This is a genomic window from Pseudomonas sp. GW822-FHT07A10 (genome assembly GCF_058798795.1).
The window spans coordinates 147,976-166,889 of sequence record NZ_JBXAKV010000003.1 but is presented as its reverse complement, the minus strand read 5'-3'; the positions used below and the strand labels follow the sequence as shown (position 1 = coordinate 166,889).

The following is an 18,914-nucleotide window of genomic DNA, read 5'->3' as shown; positions in this document are numbered from 1 at the left end:
GATCGATTATTCACTGGTAAGGGCCGTGACCGGGTCGAGCCGGGCAGCTTTGCGGGCCGGCATGAAGCCGAAGACAACGCCGGTGATCAGTGCGCAGGCGAAGGCGCCGATGACCGCCGCCAGGGAGAAGGCCACCGCCACTTTGCTGAGCACCAATACGCCACCGACGATTAGCGCCAGGGCGATGCCGGCAATCCCGCCGACCACCGAGAGCATCAGCGCTTCGGTGAGGAACTGGCGCAAAATGTCGCGCTGACGGGCGCCGGTGGCCATGCGGATTCCGATCTCGCGGGTCCGTTCGCGCACGGTCATGAGCATGATGTTCATCACGCCGATGCCGCCCACCAGCAGCGAGATCGCCGCAATCGAACCGAGCATCAGCGACAGCGTATTTTGCGTGCGCGCCTCGGCTTGAATCATCGCGGCGTTGTTGGTCAGTTCGAAATCGTGTTTGCCATCGTGCAGGCGCAGCATCAACTGCTCGATGGCCTTTTCGGTCTCTTTGACCTTGCGCGCATCGGCCGCGGCAATGGCCACGTATTCGGGGTTGTGGGTACCGAACAATCGGACACTGGCGGCCGAGTAGGGCACGGCAATCCGGTTGTCGCTGTCGGAGTCGCCGGAGCTGGCGCCTTTTTCTGCGAGCACACCGACGACCTGAAAGGGCACGTTTTCGATCAAGATATATTGGCCGATGGGGTTGGCGACATCCTTGAGCAACTTGCTGCGCACCTTGTGGCCGATCACCGCGACCGCTGCGGCGTTGCGCTCATCGGCCTCGGTGAAGTAACTGCCCTCGACCACCGGCCAGTTGAAGATCGCCGGAAAGTTGGTGTCATTGCCGCCGACGTAGCTCAGGTGATCGAGATTGCCGAAGCGCACCCCGGCTTCGGCGCCGTTGACCGGCATGATTCGCATGACTTGCGGCAAACTGGCCAGCGCCGCGACGTCATCCAGGGTCACGATGCCGGGCGGCGTGCGCGGGTTGGGAGCGGAGCCACTGAGGTAAATGATGTTCGAGCCGAACGCGCCCATCTGCGCCATGACCTGACGCTTGCTGCCTTCGCCGACCGCCAGCATCACCACCACCGAGGCGACGCCGATGATGATCCCCAACAGCGTCAGGGCGGTGCGGAAGCGGTTGATCCACATCACCCGCCAGGCTGCGTGTACGGCATCCACCAATTCACCTTTCCAGGCACCGGTGGCCTCGCTGCCTTCGCTCAGCCGCTTGCGCAAATCCACCGCTTGCAGCGCACCGGGATTGGCCGAGGCCTGCGCGGCGGGGTTGTCGCGGGCGCTGTCGCTGATGATCAGGCCGTCACGGATCTCGATCACGCGTTTGGCCCGGGCCGCCACGTCGCGGTCGTGGGTGATGAGGATCACCACGTGGCCCTGGCTTGCCAGTTCGTCGAGCAGCGCCATGACCTCGGCGCCGCTGTGGCTGTCGAGGGCGCCGGTGGGTTCGTCGGCGAGGATGATGTGGCCGCCATTCATTAATGCGCGGGCGATGGACACCCGTTGCTGCTGGCCGCCGGAGAGCTGGTGCGGACGGTTGCCGGTGCGCTCGGCCAAGCCCAGACGGTCGAGCAGGGCGGCGGCGCGGGCGTGGCGTTCGGCCGCTGGGGTGCCGGCGTAGATCGCCGGCATCTCGACGTTTTCCTGGGCCGAACCGGACGGAATCAGGTGGTAACCCTGAAACACGAAACCGAAGGCCTCGCGACGTAGCCAGGCCAGTTCATCGCTGTCGAGTGCCGCGACATTTTCGCCGGCGAACAGATACTCGCCGGACGTTGGTCGGTCGAGGCAGCCGAGGATGTTCATCAGCGTCGATTTGCCGGACCCGGAAGCGCCGACGATCGCTACGAACTCCCCGGCGTGGATCGACAGGTCGATGCCGCGCAACACATGAACTTCAGGCGCGTCGCCGCCACCGTAGGATTTACGAATGTCCTGCAGGTCGATCAGAGGCGTTTGCATTCAACCTCCGCTGCCGTCGGCGGGGCCGATCAACAGGTGATCGCCTTCGGCCAGTCCGTCAAGGATCTGCACCTTCAAACGATCGCTGATGCCGGTGCGCACAGACCGTTGTTCGATCTCACCGTTTTGAGCGACCACCCGAGCCGTTTGACTGTCGGTCTGCGGGCCGCCCTGCAAGGCGGCGACCGGAGCGGTAAGGACGTTTTTTGCCTGATTGGAAACGAAGAACACTTGGGCGGTCATTTCCGCCATCAGCGCGTTGTCGGCGTTGTCGACGTCCAGCAGCACCGTGTACAGCACCACGCGGGCCGTCCCGCTTTTACTGGAACTGGCCGGACTGCCGCCGCCCTGGCTGGTCTGATCCAGCGGTTTGGGCGGTATCGGCAAAATCTGCCGCACCGTGCTGCTCCAGCGCCGGTTACCGCCGCTGAGCGTGGTGAACCAGGCGGTCATGCCGGGTTTGACGTGGCCGATGTCAGCCTCCGAGACCTCGGCCCAGACCGTCATCGGCGACAGTTTGGCGATGCGCAGGATCAGCGGCGTTTGTTGCTGGGCGTTGAGGGTCTGGCCTTCGCGGGCATCGAGGGCCACGACCGTTCCGCTCATCGGCGCGTAAATGCGCGTATAGCCGAGTTCGGCCTGATCGCTGCGCAGGTTGGCCTGGGCCTGGCGGATCTGCGCCTCGAACATGTCGATGCGCGCCTGGGTGGTGCGCAGTTCGGCTTGGGCCGTTTGCACGTCTTCGTCCCGTGTCGCGCCGCCGGCGGCGAGGTGCTGTTGACGCTGATATTTCTGCCGGGCCAGGTCGTGTTGTGCCCGTTGCTCCTGCAGCTGCGCCTTGAGGTTGTCGATGGAAAAACGCCCGGCGTCGAGTTTGGCCTGTTGGGTGGAAGGGTCGATTTCCACCAGCAACTGGCCTTCCTTGACCACGTCACCGACTTCCACATGGATCTTGTGGATCTGCCCGGAGGCCTGGGCGCCGACATCGACATACCGCCTCGGTTGCAGGGTTCCCAATGCCGTGACGCTGCTTTCAATGTCGCCGCGCGCGACCTGGACCGTGGCGAAGCGGTCACGACCCGCTGGCAAAACCTGCCAGGCCGCGATGGCGATAACGGGGATCAGACAAAGGGCAACAAGCAGGGCGCGTCGGGTGTGACGGGGACGTTTCATGCAGGGTTCCGGCCAATAGGATTCGGCCCGTCATTCAACTTGCGCGCAAAACCTGGCGGCAGCTGAACGCTGTCGGAGGACCGACAGCCACGGGGAGCTGTCCTGTAAACGAGGGAAGGGGCGGGGAATTTAAGCGTTGAGGCTTTGAGTGACAGACAGGTATAGAACAGCACTATTTAGCAGGCAAATGGAAACAGCACTTTAAATCTATATGAGAATTACTATAAATTACGCACTCGAAGTCGCCATCATCGTGCCATTGCCTATTTGGGCGGTGGCGGATCTGGTTCAAGGATAGAAACCGCACCCCGTGCGGCCGGGAGTCATGTTGGAAAACTACTATCGCGAGCTGGTGTGTTTCCTGAACGCCAAGCTAGGCAACCGCCAGGTGGCCGAAGATGTGGTGCATGACGCGTATCTGCGGGTACTGGAGCGTTCCAGCGACACGCCGATCGAACAACCCCGGGCGTTCCTTTATCGCACCGCGCTCAACCTGGTGATCGACGACCACCGACGCAATGCCCTGCGTCAGGTCGAGTCGCTGGACGTGCTCGACAGCGAAGAACGCTACTTCATCCCTTCGCCCCACAACAGCCTCGATCACGGTCAGCGCCTGGACATGCTCCAGCGCGCACTGGCGGAATTGCCACGGCTGTGTCGCGAGAGCTTCCTGCTGCGCAAGATCGAAGGCCTGTCACACCCGCAAATCGCCGAGCACCTGGGTATTTCCAAAGCGCTGGTGGAAAAGCACATCGTCAATGCCATGAAGCATTGCCGGGTGCGCATGCGTCAGTGGGACGTCGCTTAAATCAGTCCTCGTTAAATTTTTTTTCATTGTCCTCGTTCCTATTCAACAGACGATCTGCCGCCGCCAAAGGCCGGTCAGGTCACCCAGGCTTTATCCCCGCAGCTGCGGGGTTTATCCAGAGGACACTGGAAATGACACAGGCAATTGCATCGCCCATCGTTCACGACCTGATCGGCGTTGGTTTCGGCCCTTCGAATCTGGCCCTGGCCATCGCCCTGCAAGAGCGCGGGCCGAGCCAGGGCGAGCTGGATGTGCTGTTTCTCGACAAGCAGGCGGACTACCGCTGGCACGGCAACACCCTGGTCACCCAGAGCGAACTGCAGATATCGTTTCTCAAGGACCTGGTGACGCTGCGCAACCCGACCAGCCCGTATTCCTTCGTCAACTACCTCAAGCACCACGGTCGTCTGGTGGACTTCATCAACCTCGGCACCTTCTATCCGTGCCGCATGGAGTACAACGACTACCTGCGCTGGGTCGCCGGGCAATTTACCGGGCAGAGCCGCTACGGCGAGGAAGTGCTGACCATCGAGCCGGTGCTGCATAACCAGCAGGTCGAGGCGCTGCGAGTGATCTCGCGTGATACTCAGGGTTTGCAGCATGTGCGCACCACCCGTTCGGTGGTGGTCAGCGCCGGCGGTACACCGCGCATTCCCGAAGCGTTCAAGGCATTGAAGGATGACGGTCGGGTGTTCCACCATTCCCAGTATCTGGAGCGCATGGCTACACAACCGTGTGTGAACAACCAACCGATGAGCATCGCAATCATCGGCGGCGGGCAGAGCGCGGCGGAGGCCTTCATCGACCTCAACGACAGCTTCCCGTCGGTGCAGGTGGACATGATCCTGCGCGGTTCGGCCCTCAAACCGGCCGATGACAGCCCCTTCGTCAACGAAGTGTTCTCGCCGGAATTCACCGACCTGGTGTTCCAGCAGGCCAGCAGCGAACGCGAGCGTCTGGTCAATGAGTACCACAACACCAACTATTCGGTGGTGGACATCGACCTGATCGAGCGCATCTACGGAATCTTCTACCGGCAGAAAGTCTCGGGCATTGCGCGGCATGCGTTCCGTACCCTGACCACCGTCGAAAAAGCCATCGCCACCGAACGCGGTATTGAACTGACTGTGCGCAATAATGCCACCGGAGAAGTCTCGGTTCGTCGTTACGACGCGGTGGTGCTGGCCACGGGTTACGAGCGTCAGATGCACCGCAAACTGTTGGCGCCGCTGGAGCAATACCTCGGCGATTTTGAGGTCGATCGCAACTACAGGCTGATCACCGACGAGCGCTGCAAGGCCGGGATCTACATGCAGGGCTTCTGCCAGGCCAGCCACGGTTTGAGCGACACCTTGCTGTCGATCCTGCCGATCCGCGCCGATGAAATCGCCGGCTCGTTGTATGACCATGGCAAATCCCGCGGGCATGGCCGCTCGGTGAGGGACTTGTTGTTGGCCACTGCCAGCTGAGATTTTGTGGCGAGGGGGCTTGCCCCCGTTCGGCTGCGAAGCAGCCGTAAATCCAGCATCGCGGTCTGTCTGACAAATTGCGATTGCAGGTTTGGGGGCGCTTCGCACCCCAACGGGGCGGTGCGGCGTTCCGACAAGCCCCCTCGCCACAGGTTTGCGATCAACCTGAACCCTTCCTGAAGAACCCCGCGATTCCCCCCGCAACACCCCTGCGCAGCGTTTACTCTCTAGATATCGCGGCGTAAGCTTCGCGCGTTTTCATCAATTAGCGGAGACCCACAGTGGGTACTTGTTCGAGTGACAGTTGTCGGCCGGTCTCGGTAACCGGCATTTTCCCGGCAAGATAACGCGCAGCCTTTTTGTGCCGTTGTCTCGCCGTAAAGCGAGCAGCGGCATCCCGATCGTGGCCGGTTTTGGCCCGACTCCCGACGTCCTCTCATCGACGCTGAACAGCGTGTGATGTTCGACCCCGTGTCGTCATCGCAGCGCCTCGACACGCCTGCTCGACGGTTTCCCGGCTGACCCTGGGGGGCACTGCCATGAACCTGACCTGGCTGAAAGAATTCTTCGCCGGATTCCTGCGTAACCGTCACATCGCCCGGCACTTCCGTCGACTGGCGCTGCTGGAAAGCTTCACCGACACCACGGTCAGCCGTGAGGTCCCGCCGACGCTCGCGCAAACCCTGGTCGCCGCCGCCAACAGCGACACTGGCCAATTGCTGGATAACCTCGGCAGCCACCCTGACGGCCTGACTGAACCCGAGGCCGATGCGCTGCGCGAACAATACGGCCTCAATGAAGTCGAGCACGAGCAACCGCTGCCGTGGTGGACGCACCTGTGGCACTGCTACAAAAACCCGTTCAACCTGCTGCTGACCTTGCTGGCGGTGATCTCCTGGCTGACCGAAGACATGAAAGCCGCCATCGTGATTTTCTCGATGGTGGTGCTCTCGACCTTGCTGCGTTTCTGGCAGGAAACCAAATCCAACCAGGCCGCCGACGCGCTCAAGGCGATGGTCAGCAACACCGCCACGGTGATGCGTCGGGAGGTGGCGAACAACGGTGCGCAACGCCTCGAATTGCCGATCAAGCAACTGGTGCCGGGTGACCTGATCGTGCTCTCGGCCGGTGACATGATTCCTGCCGATTGCCGGGTGCTCAACGCCAAGGACCTGTTCGTCAGCCAGGCCGCGATGACCGGTGAATCGATGCCGGTGGAAAAATTCCCTCGTCAGCAGGACAACCACACCCACAACCCGCTGGACCTCGACAACATCCTGTTCATGGGCACCAACGTGGTGTCCGGCACGGCCATGGCGCTGATTCTCACCACTGGCAACAACACCTATTTCGGCGCACTGGCGCAGCGGGTCGGTGCCACCGATCGTGCGCCGACTTCGTTTCAGACCGGGGTCAACAAAGTCAGCTGGTTGCTGATCCGCTTCATGTTCGTCATGGCGCCGCTGGTGTTGTTCATCAACGGTTTCACCAAGGGTGACTGGACCGAAGCGTTGCTGTTCGCGCTGTCGATCGCCGTGGGTCTGACCCCGGAAATGTTGCCGATGATTGTTACCTCGACCCTGGCAAAGGGCGCGGTGTTCCTGTCGCGCAAAAAAGTCATCGTCAAACGCCTCGACGCGATCCAGAACTTCGGCGCCATGGACGTGCTCTGCACCGACAAGACCGGCACGCTGACCCAGGACAAAATCTTCCTCGCGCGCAACGTCGATGTCTGGGGTAACGATTCCGATGACGTGCTGGAAATGGCCTACCTCAACAGCTACTACCAGACCGGCTTGAAAAACCTGCTGGACGTGGCCGTGCTGGAGCACGTGGAAATCCATCGTGAACTGAAAGTCGGCACGGCGTTTCGCAAGGTCGACGAGATTCCATTCGACTTCACCCGGCGGCGCATGTCGGTGGTGGTGGCCGAGCGTGATCAGCCGCATCTGCTGATCTGCAAAGGCGCGGTGGAAGAAGTGCTGGCGGTGTGCACCCGGGTGCGCCACGGCGATGCCGACGAGGCGCTGAGCGATGAATTGCTGGCGCGCATTCGCCAGGTCACCGCCACCTTCAATGCCGAAGGCCTGCGGGTGGTGGCGGTGGCGGCGCGGCCGATGATCGAGGGCCGCGACACTTACAGCCTGGCCGATGAACAGGCGCTGACGCTGATCGGTTACGTGGCTTTCCTCGATCCACCGAAAGAAAGCACCGCGCCGGCACTCAAGGCCCTGGCCGCGCACGGTGTGGCGGTGAAAGTGCTGACCGGCGACAACGAACTGGTGACCGCGAAAATCTGCCGTGAAGTCGGGCTGGAGCAGCAAGGCCTGCTGATGGGCAACGACATCGAACGCATGAGTGACGCCGAGCTGGCGGTGGCGGTGGAGACCACCAACGTCTTCGCCAAACTTACGCCGTCGCACAAGGAACGCATCGTCCGCCTGCTCAAGAGCAACGGCCATGTGGTCGGCTTCATGGGCGACGGCATCAACGATGCGCCAGCCCTGCGCACTGCCGACATCGGCATTTCGGTGGACAGCGCGGTGGACATCGCCAAGGAAGCGGCGGACATCATTCTTCTGGAAAAAAGCCTGATGGTGCTGGAGGAGGGCGTGCTGGAAGGGCGGCGGACCTTCGCCAACATGCTCAAGTACATCAAAATGACCGCCAGCTCGAACTTCGGCAACGTGTTCTCGGTGTTGGTGGCCAGTGCGTTCATTCCGTTCCTGCCCATGCTGCCGATGCACCTGCTGGTGCAGAACCTGCTCTATGACATTTCGCAGATCGCCATCCCGTTCGATAACGTCGATGAAGACATGCTGAAACAGCCCCAACGCTGGCAGCCAGCGGACGTCGGACGCTTCATGCTGTTCTTCGGCCCGATCAGTTCGATTTTCGACATCAGCACCTTTGCCTTGATGTGGTACGTGTTCGATGCCAACACCCCGGACCACCAGACCCTGTTCCAGTCTGGCTGGTTCGTGGTCGGGCTGCTGACCCAGACGCTGATCGTGCACATGATCCGCACGCCGAAGGTGCCGTTCCTGCAAAGCCGCGCCGCCATGCCACTGCTGGTGATGACCGGCATCATCATGGCCGTGGGGATTTTCCTGCCGATGGGGCCGCTGGCGCATTACTTCAAACTGCAGGCGCTGCCGTCGCTGTATTTCGTGTTCCTGCCGGTGATTCTGCTGGCGTACATGGCACTGACCCAGGCGGTGAAAGGTTTCTATATTCGGCGGTTTGGCTGGCAGTAATGCTGCCAGATGCAGGAGCTGGCGAAGGCTGCGATCTTTTGATCTTTAAGCACGTATCTTTAGGAAAAATCCTACAGAAAGCACGACAGGTCTTCCGTAGCCTTGCTCCCCCACGAATCTGTCACCTTCAAGGGACCTGTTTTGCCAAATAAAGCCTTGCGCATCCTGATCGCCGACGAGCAGCATTTTCACCGGCTGAAAACCGAGCGGTTGTTCAACCAGCTCGGTTATTACCGAGTGGCACCGGTGCAAAGCCTTGCCGAGATGCTGAACCTGGTCGAGTACGGTTGCGAGCCGTTTGATCTGGTGGTCATCAATGCCTCATTGGCGGATGGGGCGTTGGACCTGCCTGGGTTCTTCCTCGATAACGGCCAGGTTCATCATGCCTTGATCTACGACGGCCACGCGCAGCTGCCGGATCTTGCGTCCGTTCAACGGCTGATGGCGCTGATCGATCTGCATGGGTGTGAAGCTGAACAATCCCTGGATCACCAGCCATTCGTTGATGCTGGGCTACCGCTCGTCGAAACTATCATTTCTGACAGGTAGTTTCTTCCTTCTACCTATGCAAAAGTTTTCGCACAGCCGCTGCGTCTGCTCCGGGGTTTTCCGGGGACAAACGTTGAGTTTGTGCATAAGGAATTACCATGAAAAAAGTGCTGATTGTGGACGATCATCCGGTGATACGCGCCGCAGTCAGACTTGTACTTGAGGGGGAAGGTTTCAAACTCATCTTTGAGGCGTCCAGTGTTCGCGAGGCATTGTCGATACTTCGTGAGCATGAAATCGATCTGATGGTACTGGATCTGAGTCTGTCCGATGGCGATGGCTTGACCCTGATGGAGCGAATCGCAGCCAGTGATCGGTCATGTCGGGTAGTGGTTTTCACCGCCTCGGATCCATCGTTATTTCAACAGCGTTGCATGCACGCCGGGGCCATGGCATATGTCGCCAAGACCACCGACTTGAGTCAGCTGCAAAAAGCCGTGCATGCGGTCAAGGCCGGTTACACCTTTTTCAAGCAGCTGTCTTCGGGTCCGCAGGACCTTGGGCAACGCAGCGAAAAACAGAGGATCGACGAGCTCTCCACCCGCGAACTGGCGGTCCTGCGGTATTTGGCCCAAGGCATGACCAACAAGGCAATCGCCGAGCGTATGAATTTGAGTGTAAAGACCACCAGCACCTACACCAGCCGACTGGTCGAAAAACTCGGAGTGAAGTCGAAGGTGTTCCTGCCGGAATTCGTCACGCGCAATGGTCTGTTCTGAGTGAACCCGACCGTGCGCACCTTACTGTTAGCGTGTGCACTGTGCCTTGTGCAACACATTCAAACAGCGCTGGCCGACGAACCGCAGCCGTTGCATTTGCTGGGGCGCTCCACGGTGCAGGGCTATCAGGTAAAACTGGACGAAACGGACTGGCAATGGCTACGCGATAAACGGACCCTGCGCCTGGGGGTGACGGGCCCCGACTACCCGCCATTCGAGGTGACACGTCACAGCGATGAGTTGGAGGGCATCACGGCCGATTACGCCGAACTGTTGGGGCAACTGCTGCACGTCAGGATCGAGGTGCTGCGGTATGCCACCCGTGAAGCCGCCATGGATGCCCTCAAGCACCATGAACTGGATCTGCTCGGGACATCGAACAACTTCGAGGCGGCCGATCCGTCGCTGACCAGATCCCGGGCCTATGCCGAAGATCAGCCGATGCTGGCCACTCGGCTGGACGAGCGGATGCCTGTCGATCTTGCCGGCAAATGTATTGCCATGGTTGAAGACTATTTGCAGGCGCAGGCTGTTGAAGATTTTTATCCCGACGCACGTTTGCAGCGTTACCCCTCGACCCTCGACGCGCTCGGGGCGGTGGCGTTCGGACAGTGCGATGTGTACCTGGGCGACTTCATCAGCGCCAATTACCTGATCAACAACAATTACCTCAATAACGTTCAGCTGGCGGGGCCTTCCGGTCTGGATGCCAATCCGTTCGGCTTCGCTTTGGCGGCGGACAACCCGCGTCTCAAAGGTATCGTCGACAAGGCGCTGGCAGCGATTCCCATGGAGCAGCGCTTGGCCATTGAGGTGCGCTGGAGTGCCGGCAGGGCCAGTACGGCGGGTCAACAGCAGGTGCGTTTGAGCGTCAGCGAGCAACGCTGGCTGGATCGGCATCCGACGGTCACCGTCGGTGCGATCGACAACTTTGCCCCGCTGACATTCTATGATGCCCAAGGTCGGCTGAGCGGGTTGACGGCACAGTTGCTGACGCTGATCAGCCAGCGCAGCGGTTTGACCTTTGAGGTGCAACGCGGCCACTCGCTGGACCGGCAAATCGAGCAACTTCGGGACGGTGAGATCGACCTGCTGCCGGTAGTCACGCCCAGTACCGAGCGTGAAGACGCGTTGCTCTTTACCCGCGCTTACCTTAGTAACCCTTTCGTGCTGGTCAGTAAAACGAAAGTGGACAGCCCCAGGACGCTGGACGATCTGGCCGGTAAGCGCCTGGCCATTTATCGCGGTCATCCGTTGTTCGGCTTCATCCAGGCCCGGGCGCCGCAGGTGCGCCTGGTCGAGGTGCAAAGTCCGGCGGAGGGAATGGAATGGGTGATCGGGGGGCGGGCTGACGCGACGCTCAGTTCATTGATCGTCGCCCGTTACCTGATCGCCCGGCAGTATCACGAGCAGCTGCGTGTCAGCAGCACCGTGGGCGATCAGCCCGCCCGCATCGCCCTGGCCACTGCCCGTGGCGCGCTGGAGTTGCACTCGATTCTGAACAAGGCATTGCTGAGCATCTCGCCCCAGGAGATGGACGATCTGGTGGCGCGCTGGAGCCATGATGTGGTGGTGGATGACAGCTATTGGCTGCGTCATCGCCAAGGCATTGTTCAAGCGTTTACCGTGGCTGGCGCCTTGCTGTTGCTCGCCCTGGTCTGGATTGCCTGGCAGCGCCGGCAGATCCGCCAGCGCCAGCAATGGTTGCAGCAATTGCAGGACGCCAAGGACGTGGCGGACGACGCCAATCGCGCCAAAACCACCTTTCTGGCGACCATGAGTCATGAGATCCGCACGCCGATGAACGCGCTGATCGGCATGCTCGAACTGGCCCTGATGCGCGCAGATGAAGGCGTCATCGACCGTTCTGCGATTGAGGTGGCGTCCAGTGCCGGCCAACAATTGCTGGCGCTGATTGGCGACATTCTGGATATCGCGCGGATCGAGTCAGGGCATTTATCCCTGACCCCTGAGCGCGCCAATCTGCGGGGGCTGGTGGCATCGGTGTGTCGGGTTTTCGAGGGCCTTGCACGGCAGAAATCGCTCGTGTGGCGAATCGATCTGGACGAACACAGCGACTGCGATGTGTTGATCGACCCCATCCGTTTCAAGCAGGTGCTGTCCAATCTGCTGAGCAACGCCATCAAGTTCACCCGTGAGGGTGAAGTGAGCCTGACGCTACGAGTGGCGCCCGTCATGTCGGGGCATCTGGCGGTCAGCGTGCAAATTGAAGACACCGGCATAGGCATCAGCACCGTCGACCGACAACGGTTGTTCAGCCCGTTCATCCAGGCCGATAACGGCCGACAGTCAGCCCGAAGCGGCTCTGGCCTGGGTTTGGTGATCAGCCGCACGCTGTGCGAAATGATGGGCGGGCGGTTGCAACTCGACAGCGTCCTCGGACAGGGCACGCGAGTGGACATTGACCTTGAGCTGACCGCCTTGTCACCGTTGCCTTCCAGTGGCGGGGTGGATAGCGGGTTGCAGGCGCCGACACGGCCACTGACTATTCTGGTGGTCGATGATCACCCGGCCAACCGCTTGTTGCTTTCGCGACAACTGAGCCACCTGGGGCATCAGGTTCTGGAGGTCGAGGATGGCGCGCGGGGGTTTGAGCTGTGGCGTGAGCATGACTTCGATTTGGTCGTTACCGACTGCAATATGCCAATGCTCAGTGGTTATGAACTGGCGGGAGCCATACGCGATGAAGAGCGCGCCAAGGGATTGCCGCCGACGCTGATTCTGGGGTTTACCGCCAATGCGCAGCCCGAGGAGAAGGCCCGCTGCCTGGAGGCAGGCATGGACGACTGCCTGTTCAAACCGATCCTGCTGGCGGATTTGCACGCTTGGCTGGCGTCCAGGTTTTTGAACCAGGCGCCAGAACCTGACGCAGAACCCTCAACGCCGGAGATGGACCTCAGTGGCCTGGAACAATACGTCGGTGCGGACCGCACGTTGATTGATAGTCTGGTGCGCGAGCTGACGGTGACCAACCGGGTGGATCGGGATGATCTGCTCCAGGCGCACGCCAATGGCAATCACCGTGTGCTGCGCGACCTGGCGCACCGCATCAAGGGCGGTGCGCGCATGGTCCGGGCGGTGCGTTTGATCGAGCATTGCGAGCAACTGGAGCGTGTCATCGATGTGGGGGATTCGGCGCTGCTCGACGATGCCGTCGATCAATTGCAGCACGCGATGTCATCGCTGGATGAACGCTTGAGCCAAGATTTAAGTCAGGGCTGAAACTCAATCCCACTGCGGCGCAATGCCTTTGGGGCTGGTCAGTCGCTGGCCGCGATCCAGGCCCGCGATCAGCGCCATGTCGGCGTCGCTCAGGGTCAGGGTGCAGGCGTGCAGATTGCTTTGCAGGTTGGTGCGTTTGGTGGAAGAGGGGATCACCGCGTACCCCAGTTGCATGGCCCAGGCCAGGGTGACTTGGGCCGGCGTCGCCTGCAGGCGATCGGCGATCTGCTGGATGAGCGGATTTTTCAGCACTTCGCCGTAGGCCAGGGTCATGTAAGAGGTGATCTGGATGCCCTGGCTTTGCGCAAATTCGACGACCTTGCGGTTTTGCAGGTACGGGTGCAGCTCGATCTGGTTGGTGGCGATGTTCTCGGCGCCGACCGCAGCAATGGCTTGCTTCATCAGGTCGACCGTGAAGTTGGACACGCCGATCCGACGGGTCAGGCCCAGTCGTTTGGCCTCGAGCAGCGCCCCCATGAACTCTTCGACCGGCACCTGATCTTCCGGCGACGGCCAGTGGATCAGGGTCAGGTCCAGATAGTCGGTTTGCAGCTTATCCAGGCTCTCTTTGAGGCTGTCGATCAACCGGTCTTTGGCAAAATTGGCGACCCAGATTTTGCTGGTGATAAACAGCTCTTCACGGGCAATGCCGCTGGCAGCGATAGCCTGGCCGACCTCGGCTTCGTTTTCGTAGATTTGCGCGGTGTCGATGACCCGGTAACCCAGCTCAAGACCGGTGCTTACCGAATCGATGACCACTTGGCCTTGCAGGCGAAACGTACCAAGACCGAATGCGGGAATAGACATCAATGACTCCAGGGGTTGCAGTGGGAATGGGCGGGAGTATCCCCGGCTGCACCTTTGAGAAAAACCGCTGGTTTGGCAAAGCACTGTTTACCGCAAGTCATGAATGGGCTGTTGGAAGATCAAAAAATCTTCCTCCATCGTTCCCCAGATAGAACGATGAGGCTGATTTTTGCAGTCTAGTGCGCCAAAGGTCATGGTTTTAAGCTTTATCCATCGCGTCACACAACAGATTCAGAGGCAAAGATGAAAAACATCATCGGTATCTACACCAGTCCACGACCTCATTGGGTCGGCGACGGTTTTCCGGTTCGCACGTTGTTTTCCTACGACAACCTGGGCAAACACATCAGCCCGTTCCTGCTGCTGGATCACGCAGGTCCCGCCGAATTCACTCCGACCACCGAGCGTCGTGGCGTGGGTCAGCATCCGCACCGCGGGTTCGAGACCGTGACGATCGTTTACAAGGGCGAACTGGAGCACCGTGACTCCACCGGCAGCGGCGGCAAGATCGGCCCCGGCGATGTGCAATGGATGACCGCGGCCTCGGGGATCATTCATGAGGAGTTTCACTCCGAAGGTTTCGCCAAAACCGGCGGCACCCTGGAAATGGTGCAGCTGTGGGTCAACTTGCCGGCCAGGGACAAGATGGCCGAGCCCGGTTACCAGACGATTCTCGACGGCGACATTGCGCGTATCCCGCTGAAAGACAATGCCGGCAGCCTGCGCTTGATCGCCGGTGAGTTCGACGGCCACAAAGGCCCGGCGCGGACCTTCACGCCGATCGACGTGTGGGATGTGCGCTTGAACGCCGGCAAGTTGCTGACCCTGGATCTGCATGAAGGACGCAACACCGCACTGGTGGTGCTGCGCGGTACGGTTCAGGTCAATGGTCAGGAACTGGTGCGTGACGGGCAGTTGGCGTTGTTCGAACGCGACGGTGATCAGCTCAGCCTCGAAGCCGACAACGATGCAGTCGTGCTGCTGCTCAGCGGCGAGCCGATCGACGAGCCCATCGTCGGCCACGGCCCGTTTGTAATGAACACCGAGCAGGAAATCCATCAGGCCTTCAGCGACTTCCAGTCGGGCCGGTTCGGCCGGATGAGCGGTTGAATACAACGCAGTAGTGGGTTGCTCTGCAACCTGGTATCTCCCACATTGGTTTTGTGGCGTTTTGCAGATCGCAGGCTTCGCCAGCTCCTACAATCTGTGAGATCTTCATGCCATTGGCCTTTGTTGGAGTTGCTTGATGCTGTCACTGCTCACCAATCACCCGTTGCTTAGCGCGCTGATCCTGATCCTGATCGATCTGGTGTTGTGGCGTTTGATCACGGCCAGTAGCAGCAACTGGAAACTGGCCGCGCGAGTGGTGATTTTCGCGTTGTTCAGCGTGCTGCTGTTCAACGAAGGCTTGAACCCCATGGCGCCGGCGCCCTGGGCCGACAATGTGCCGTTGCACCTGGCGGCAACCGGTTTGCAGATTGGCTGGTGGCTATACGCAGCGCGCACCCTGACGGTATTGCTCGGCGCGGTGATGATGCAACGGGTCGGGCACACCGGGCGCTTGTTGCAGGACTTGCTCGGCGCGGTGATTTTCCTGATCGCGGTCATTGCTGCCCTGGCGTACGTGCTCGAATTGCCGGTCAAGGGCGTGCTGGCGACATCCGGCGCGTTGGCGATCGTCGTCGGCCTGGCCTTGCAAAGTACCCTCAGCGACGTGTTTTCCGGGATCGTCCTGAACACCACCAAACCCTATCAACTGGGGGACTGGATCTCCATCGATGGCACCGAAGGTCGGGTCACCGACATCGATTGGCGCGCCACACGCCTGCAAACCTCCCAAGGCAGCATGGCGGTGATCCCCAACTCCCTGGCGGCCAAGGCCAAGATCATCAATTTCAGCCGGCCCAGCGATATTTTCGGCGTCTCGATCAGTTTGCAAGTGAGCCCCCACGCGCGTCCGCAAACGGTGATCGATGCCCTGGAGCGGGCCATGCAGGGGTGCCGCTTTCTGTTGGACAAACCGGCACCGTGCGTGGCGTTGAAAAGCTCCGGCAGCACCGGCGTGGAATATGAAATCAGCGGCTTCGTGGTCTCCATGGATCAGAAACGCATGGTGCGCAATCTGCTGTTCGACCTGGCGTTCCGGCACTTGCAGGCATCCGGCGTCATCCTGTTGTCGAACGTCGAGCCCAACGCTCCTGCGGCCTTGTCACGGCAGCGGGCGTTGCTGGACAGCTCGAACATCTTCTCGACCCTGCGTCAGGAAGAGAAAGAAACCTTCAGCCAGAACATGAAGCTGCAAACCTTCCGCGCCGGAGAAATGATCCTGCCAGCGGGGGAGGTCAGCGATCATTTGTTCATCATTGAATCCGGCGTCGTGTCGGTGGAGCTGAGCCGCGGCGGGGTCAAGATCGAAAGCGGGCGCATGGGGCCGGGAGAGGTGATCGGCGAGGGCGGGATTTTGTCCGATATGGCGATGCCGGCGGATTTTAAAGCCAAGACGAACTGCAGCTTGTACCGGATCGAAAGGGAATACCTCCAACCGTGCCTGGATGCGCGGCATGACATCGGTGAAGCGATGAAGACGTTGCTGGATTTCCGCTTGAACAAGGCTCAGGCGCTGAGTCAGGAAACACCCAAGGTGGTGGAGAAAAAAGGGTTTTTGCAGTGGTTGCGCAATCGTAGTCACTCATAGGTTGGTTGCCTGTTCCGGCGCCTTCGCGAGCAGGCGTCGGCACCCTCTCTGAAATTCTTCTGGTCTATTGGCATCCTCAACTTCCCAATAATTGGCTATTTGTTCAACCTCAGGTCCGCATTAACGTAGCGCCAACACCCATTGTGATTGGAGCTCGCCATGCAAACCCGTATCGATTTCTACACTGCCTCCCCAGACGCCTTCAAAGCCATGATGGCCCTGGAAACCGCTGTCTCGAAACTGCCCCTGGAAAAGTCGCTGATCGAACTGGTCAAGCTGCGTGCGTCGCAGATCAACGGCTGCGCCTTCTGCATCGATATGCACACTGCCGATGCCATGAAGGATGGGGAAACGCCACGCCGGCTGTTCGCCGTGACCGCCTGGCGCGAGGCTCCGTTTTTCACCAATCGCGAGCGCGCCGCACTGGCCTGGACTGAGTCCATGACCCAAGTGAGCCTGACCCACGCGCCGGACGAAGACTATGCGCTGCTCAGCGCCGAGTTCAGCCCCAAGGAAATGGTCGACCTGACTGTGGCGATTTCCACCATCAACAGCTGGAACCGCCTGGCCGTGGGCTTCCGCAAGATGCCTCAGGCCTGACTTTTTGAAGTGCCGCCGGGCTCAATGAGCATCGGCACTCGGCGCGGCCGGTGGTTGCACCTTGCGCATCAGGGGCACCATCGCCGTGGCGAGAATGAAGCAGACCATGATCATCAGGAACGCGTCGCCGTAGGTTTGCGTCTGCGCTTCGCGGTACGTCAGCAGCCACAGTTGATGCAGGCTGGCGGTGAGGCCGATGTCACCGCTCTGGCCGAGGGCGGCGAAGTTATGGCCGACCTGGGACAGCCACTGATTGAGTGCTTCGTTAGTGCTGTTGAGGTTCTCCGCCAACCGGGTGAAGTGCAGGTTGGTGCGGTCATTGAGAATTGTCGCGCACGCGGCGATCCCCATCGCGCCGCCAAGGTTGCGCATCAGGTTAAATAACCCCGAAGCATGTTTGAGCCGCGCCGGTGCCAACCCGCCAAGGGTCAGGGTCACCGCCGGCGGCACCGCCAGTTGTTGCGCGATCCCGCGCAAGGCTTGCGGCAGCATCAATTCTCTAGCCCCCCAGTCATGGGTGATCGGGCTGAAATCCCACATCGACAGGGCGAACAGCCCAAGGCCGGTCATCATGATCCAGCGCAGGTCGATGCGATTGGCCAGAAAGGCGTACAGCGGAATCGCCATAATCTGGAACACCCCGGTGGAAAACACCGCCAGGCCAATGTCCAGCGCGCTGTAGCCACGCACCCGGCCGAGAAACAGCGGCGTCAGGTAAATCGTCGCGAACAGGCCGATCCCGGTGACGAACGAAAAGAAGCAGCCGAGGGCGAAGTTGCGGTCCTTCAAGGCGCGCAGATCGACGATCGGATTGGCCACGTACAAGGTTCGACCGATGAAGGCCAATCCGGCCAGGCCGCTGATCCACGCAGTGGTCAGAATCGTGCTGTCGCTGAACCAGTTCCAGCGCGGGCCTTCTTCGAGGGTGTATTCCAGGCAACCGAGAAACACCGCCATGAACAGCATGCTCAGGTAGTCGGCGCCTTTGAGCAGCGACAATTCCGGCTGGTCGATTTTCACCAGCATCGGCACTGCCACCGCGACGAAAATCCCCGGCACCAGGTTGATGTAGAACAGCCAGTGCCAGGACGAAATGTCAGTGATCCAGCCACCGATGACCGGCCCCAGCGTCGGCGCCAGCGAGGCCACTGCGCCGATGGTTGCGGCGGCGATCACCCGTTGCTTGCCGGTGAAGAAAAAGAAGGCGGTGGTGAACACCAGCGGAATCATCGAGCCACCGAGAAACCCTTGCAGGGCGCGGAAGGCGATCATGCTCTGGATGTTCCAGGCCACGCCGCAGAGCAGGCTGGCCAGGGTGAAGCCAATCGCCGAGGCGCAGAACAACCAACGGGTCGAGAACACCCGGGACAACCAGCCCGACAGCGGAATCACGATGATTTCGGCGATCAGGTAACTGGTCTGCACCCAGGCAGTTTCGTCGGTGCCGGCCGAGAGCCCGCCGCCGATGTCACGCAGCGACGCCGAGACGATCTGGATATCCAGCAGCGCAATGAACATGCCGATGCACATCGTGGCGAAGGCGAACACCTTGGTCGCCGTCGCCATGTTGGCGGCGTTGAACGGTTGCGCGGGGGCGGCGAGGGCGCGGCTCAT

At 60.5% G+C, this 18,914-nt stretch carries 13 protein-coding genes; 9 read left to right on the top strand and 4 right to left on the bottom strand.

From position 1 onward, the window contains the following. Positions 1–6 precede the first annotated feature (6 nt). Together AC1RL4_RS07240 and AC1RL4_RS07235 are read right to left on the bottom strand one after the other, a co-directional pair. On the bottom strand, positions 7–1,980 hold the full coding sequence (locus tag AC1RL4_RS07240; protein WP_230175575.1) for a MacB family efflux pump subunit: 1,974 nt from the start codon (positions 1,978–1,980) through the stop codon (positions 7–9). Continuing rightward, on the bottom strand, positions 1,981–3,153 hold the full coding sequence (locus tag AC1RL4_RS07235; protein WP_230175574.1) for an efflux RND transporter periplasmic adaptor subunit: 1,173 nt from the start codon (positions 3,151–3,153) through the stop codon (positions 1,981–1,983). A gap of 325 nt (positions 3,154–3,478) precedes the next feature. Here AC1RL4_RS07235 and AC1RL4_RS07230 point away from each other — a divergent pair, with 325 nt between their 5' ends. The 6 genes from AC1RL4_RS07230 to AC1RL4_RS07205 all read left to right on the top strand — a co-directional run bounded on the left by AC1RL4_RS07230 (position 3,479) and on the right by AC1RL4_RS07205 (position 13,198). Next, on the top strand, positions 3,479–3,961 hold the full coding sequence (locus AC1RL4_RS07230; protein ID WP_019579945.1) for a sigma-70 family RNA polymerase sigma factor: 483 nt from the start codon (positions 3,479–3,481) through the stop codon (positions 3,959–3,961). Between the two features lie 131 nt (positions 3,962–4,092). Then, a complete protein-coding gene (locus AC1RL4_RS07225; RefSeq protein ID WP_019579946.1) occupies positions 4,093–5,430 on the top strand; it encodes a lysine N(6)-hydroxylase/L-ornithine N(5)-oxygenase family protein in 1,338 nt (445 codons plus the stop codon). A gap of 539 nt (positions 5,431–5,969) precedes the next feature. After that, the gene (gene mgtA / locus AC1RL4_RS07220; protein ID WP_230175573.1) at positions 5,970–8,687 is read left to right on the top strand and encodes a magnesium-translocating P-type ATPase; all 2,718 of its coding nucleotides are present in this window, start codon (positions 5,970–5,972) and stop codon (positions 8,685–8,687) included. A 141-nt stretch (positions 8,688–8,828) separates the two neighbouring features. Then, positions 8,829–9,236: a hypothetical protein gene (locus tag AC1RL4_RS07215; RefSeq protein ID WP_019579948.1), complete on the top strand. Its 408-nt coding sequence runs from the start codon at positions 8,829–8,831 to the stop codon at positions 9,234–9,236. A 98-nt stretch (positions 9,237–9,334) separates the two neighbouring features. After that, positions 9,335–9,955 carry a response regulator transcription factor gene (locus tag AC1RL4_RS07210; protein WP_019579949.1) on the top strand — a complete coding sequence of 207 codons (621 nt, stop codon included), beginning with the start codon at positions 9,335–9,337 and terminating at the stop codon, positions 9,953–9,955. Next, on the top strand, positions 9,956–13,198 hold the full coding sequence (locus AC1RL4_RS07205; RefSeq protein ID WP_429571092.1) for a transporter substrate-binding domain-containing protein: 3,243 nt from the start codon (positions 9,956–9,958) through the stop codon (positions 13,196–13,198). A gap of 3 nt (positions 13,199–13,201) precedes the next feature. Here AC1RL4_RS07205 and dkgB read toward each other — a convergent pair whose 3' ends face one another. Continuing rightward, positions 13,202–14,005, bottom strand: a complete 804-nt coding sequence (dkgB, locus tag AC1RL4_RS07200; protein ID WP_019579951.1) for a 2,5-didehydrogluconate reductase DkgB — start codon at positions 14,003–14,005, stop codon at positions 13,202–13,204. Positions 14,006–14,248: 243 nt separating this feature from the next. Here dkgB and AC1RL4_RS07195 point away from each other — a divergent pair, with 243 nt between their 5' ends. From AC1RL4_RS07195 to AC1RL4_RS07185, 3 genes are all read left to right on the top strand, one after another. Continuing rightward, complete coding sequence (locus AC1RL4_RS07195; protein ID WP_019579952.1) at positions 14,249–15,115, top strand: pirin family protein; 867 nt, start codon at positions 14,249–14,251, stop codon at positions 15,113–15,115. Between the two features lie 136 nt (positions 15,116–15,251). Next, positions 15,252–16,700, top strand: a complete 1,449-nt coding sequence (locus tag AC1RL4_RS07190) for a mechanosensitive ion channel family protein (protein WP_230175571.1) — start codon at positions 15,252–15,254, stop codon at positions 16,698–16,700. Between the two features lie 159 nt (positions 16,701–16,859). Beyond that, positions 16,860–17,300 carry a carboxymuconolactone decarboxylase family protein gene (locus tag AC1RL4_RS07185; protein ID WP_019579954.1) on the top strand — a complete coding sequence of 147 codons (441 nt, stop codon included), beginning with the start codon at positions 16,860–16,862 and terminating at the stop codon, positions 17,298–17,300. Between the two features lie 21 nt (positions 17,301–17,321). Here AC1RL4_RS07185 and AC1RL4_RS07180 read toward each other — a convergent pair whose 3' ends face one another. Beyond that, a complete protein-coding gene (locus AC1RL4_RS07180) occupies positions 17,322–18,914 on the bottom strand; it encodes a DHA2 family efflux MFS transporter permease subunit (protein ID WP_019579955.1) in 1,593 nt (530 codons plus the stop codon).

Bases quoted from the DNA above. Each gene is read 5' to 3' on its own strand.
- AC1RL4_RS07240 (WP_230175575.1), bottom strand. From the start codon at position 1,980: ATGCAAACGCCTCTGATCGACCTGCAGGACATTCGTAAATCCTACGGT.
- AC1RL4_RS07235 (WP_230175574.1), bottom strand. From the start codon at position 3,153: ATGAAACGTCCCCGTCACACCCGACGCGCCCTGCTTGTTGCCCTTTGT.
- AC1RL4_RS07230 (WP_019579945.1), top strand. From the start codon at position 3,479: ATGTTGGAAAACTACTATCGCGAGCTGGTGTGTTTCCTGAACGCCAAG.
- AC1RL4_RS07225 (WP_019579946.1), top strand. From the start codon at position 4,093: ATGACACAGGCAATTGCATCGCCCATCGTTCACGACCTGATCGGCGTT.
- mgtA (WP_230175573.1), top strand. From the start codon at position 5,970: ATGAACCTGACCTGGCTGAAAGAATTCTTCGCCGGATTCCTGCGTAAC.
- AC1RL4_RS07210 (WP_019579949.1), top strand. From the start codon at position 9,335: ATGAAAAAAGTGCTGATTGTGGACGATCATCCGGTGATACGCGCCGCA.
- dkgB (WP_019579951.1), bottom strand. From the start codon at position 14,005: ATGTCTATTCCCGCATTCGGTCTTGGTACGTTTCGCCTGCAAGGCCAA.
- AC1RL4_RS07195 (WP_019579952.1), top strand. From the start codon at position 14,249: ATGAAAAACATCATCGGTATCTACACCAGTCCACGACCTCATTGGGTC.
- AC1RL4_RS07190 (WP_230175571.1), top strand. From the start codon at position 15,252: ATGCTGTCACTGCTCACCAATCACCCGTTGCTTAGCGCGCTGATCCTG.
- AC1RL4_RS07185 (WP_019579954.1), top strand. From the start codon at position 16,860: ATGCAAACCCGTATCGATTTCTACACTGCCTCCCCAGACGCCTTCAAA.
- AC1RL4_RS07180 (WP_019579955.1), bottom strand. From the start codon at position 18,914: ATGAGCCGCGCCCTCGCCGCCCCCGCGCAACCGTTCAACGCCGCCAAC.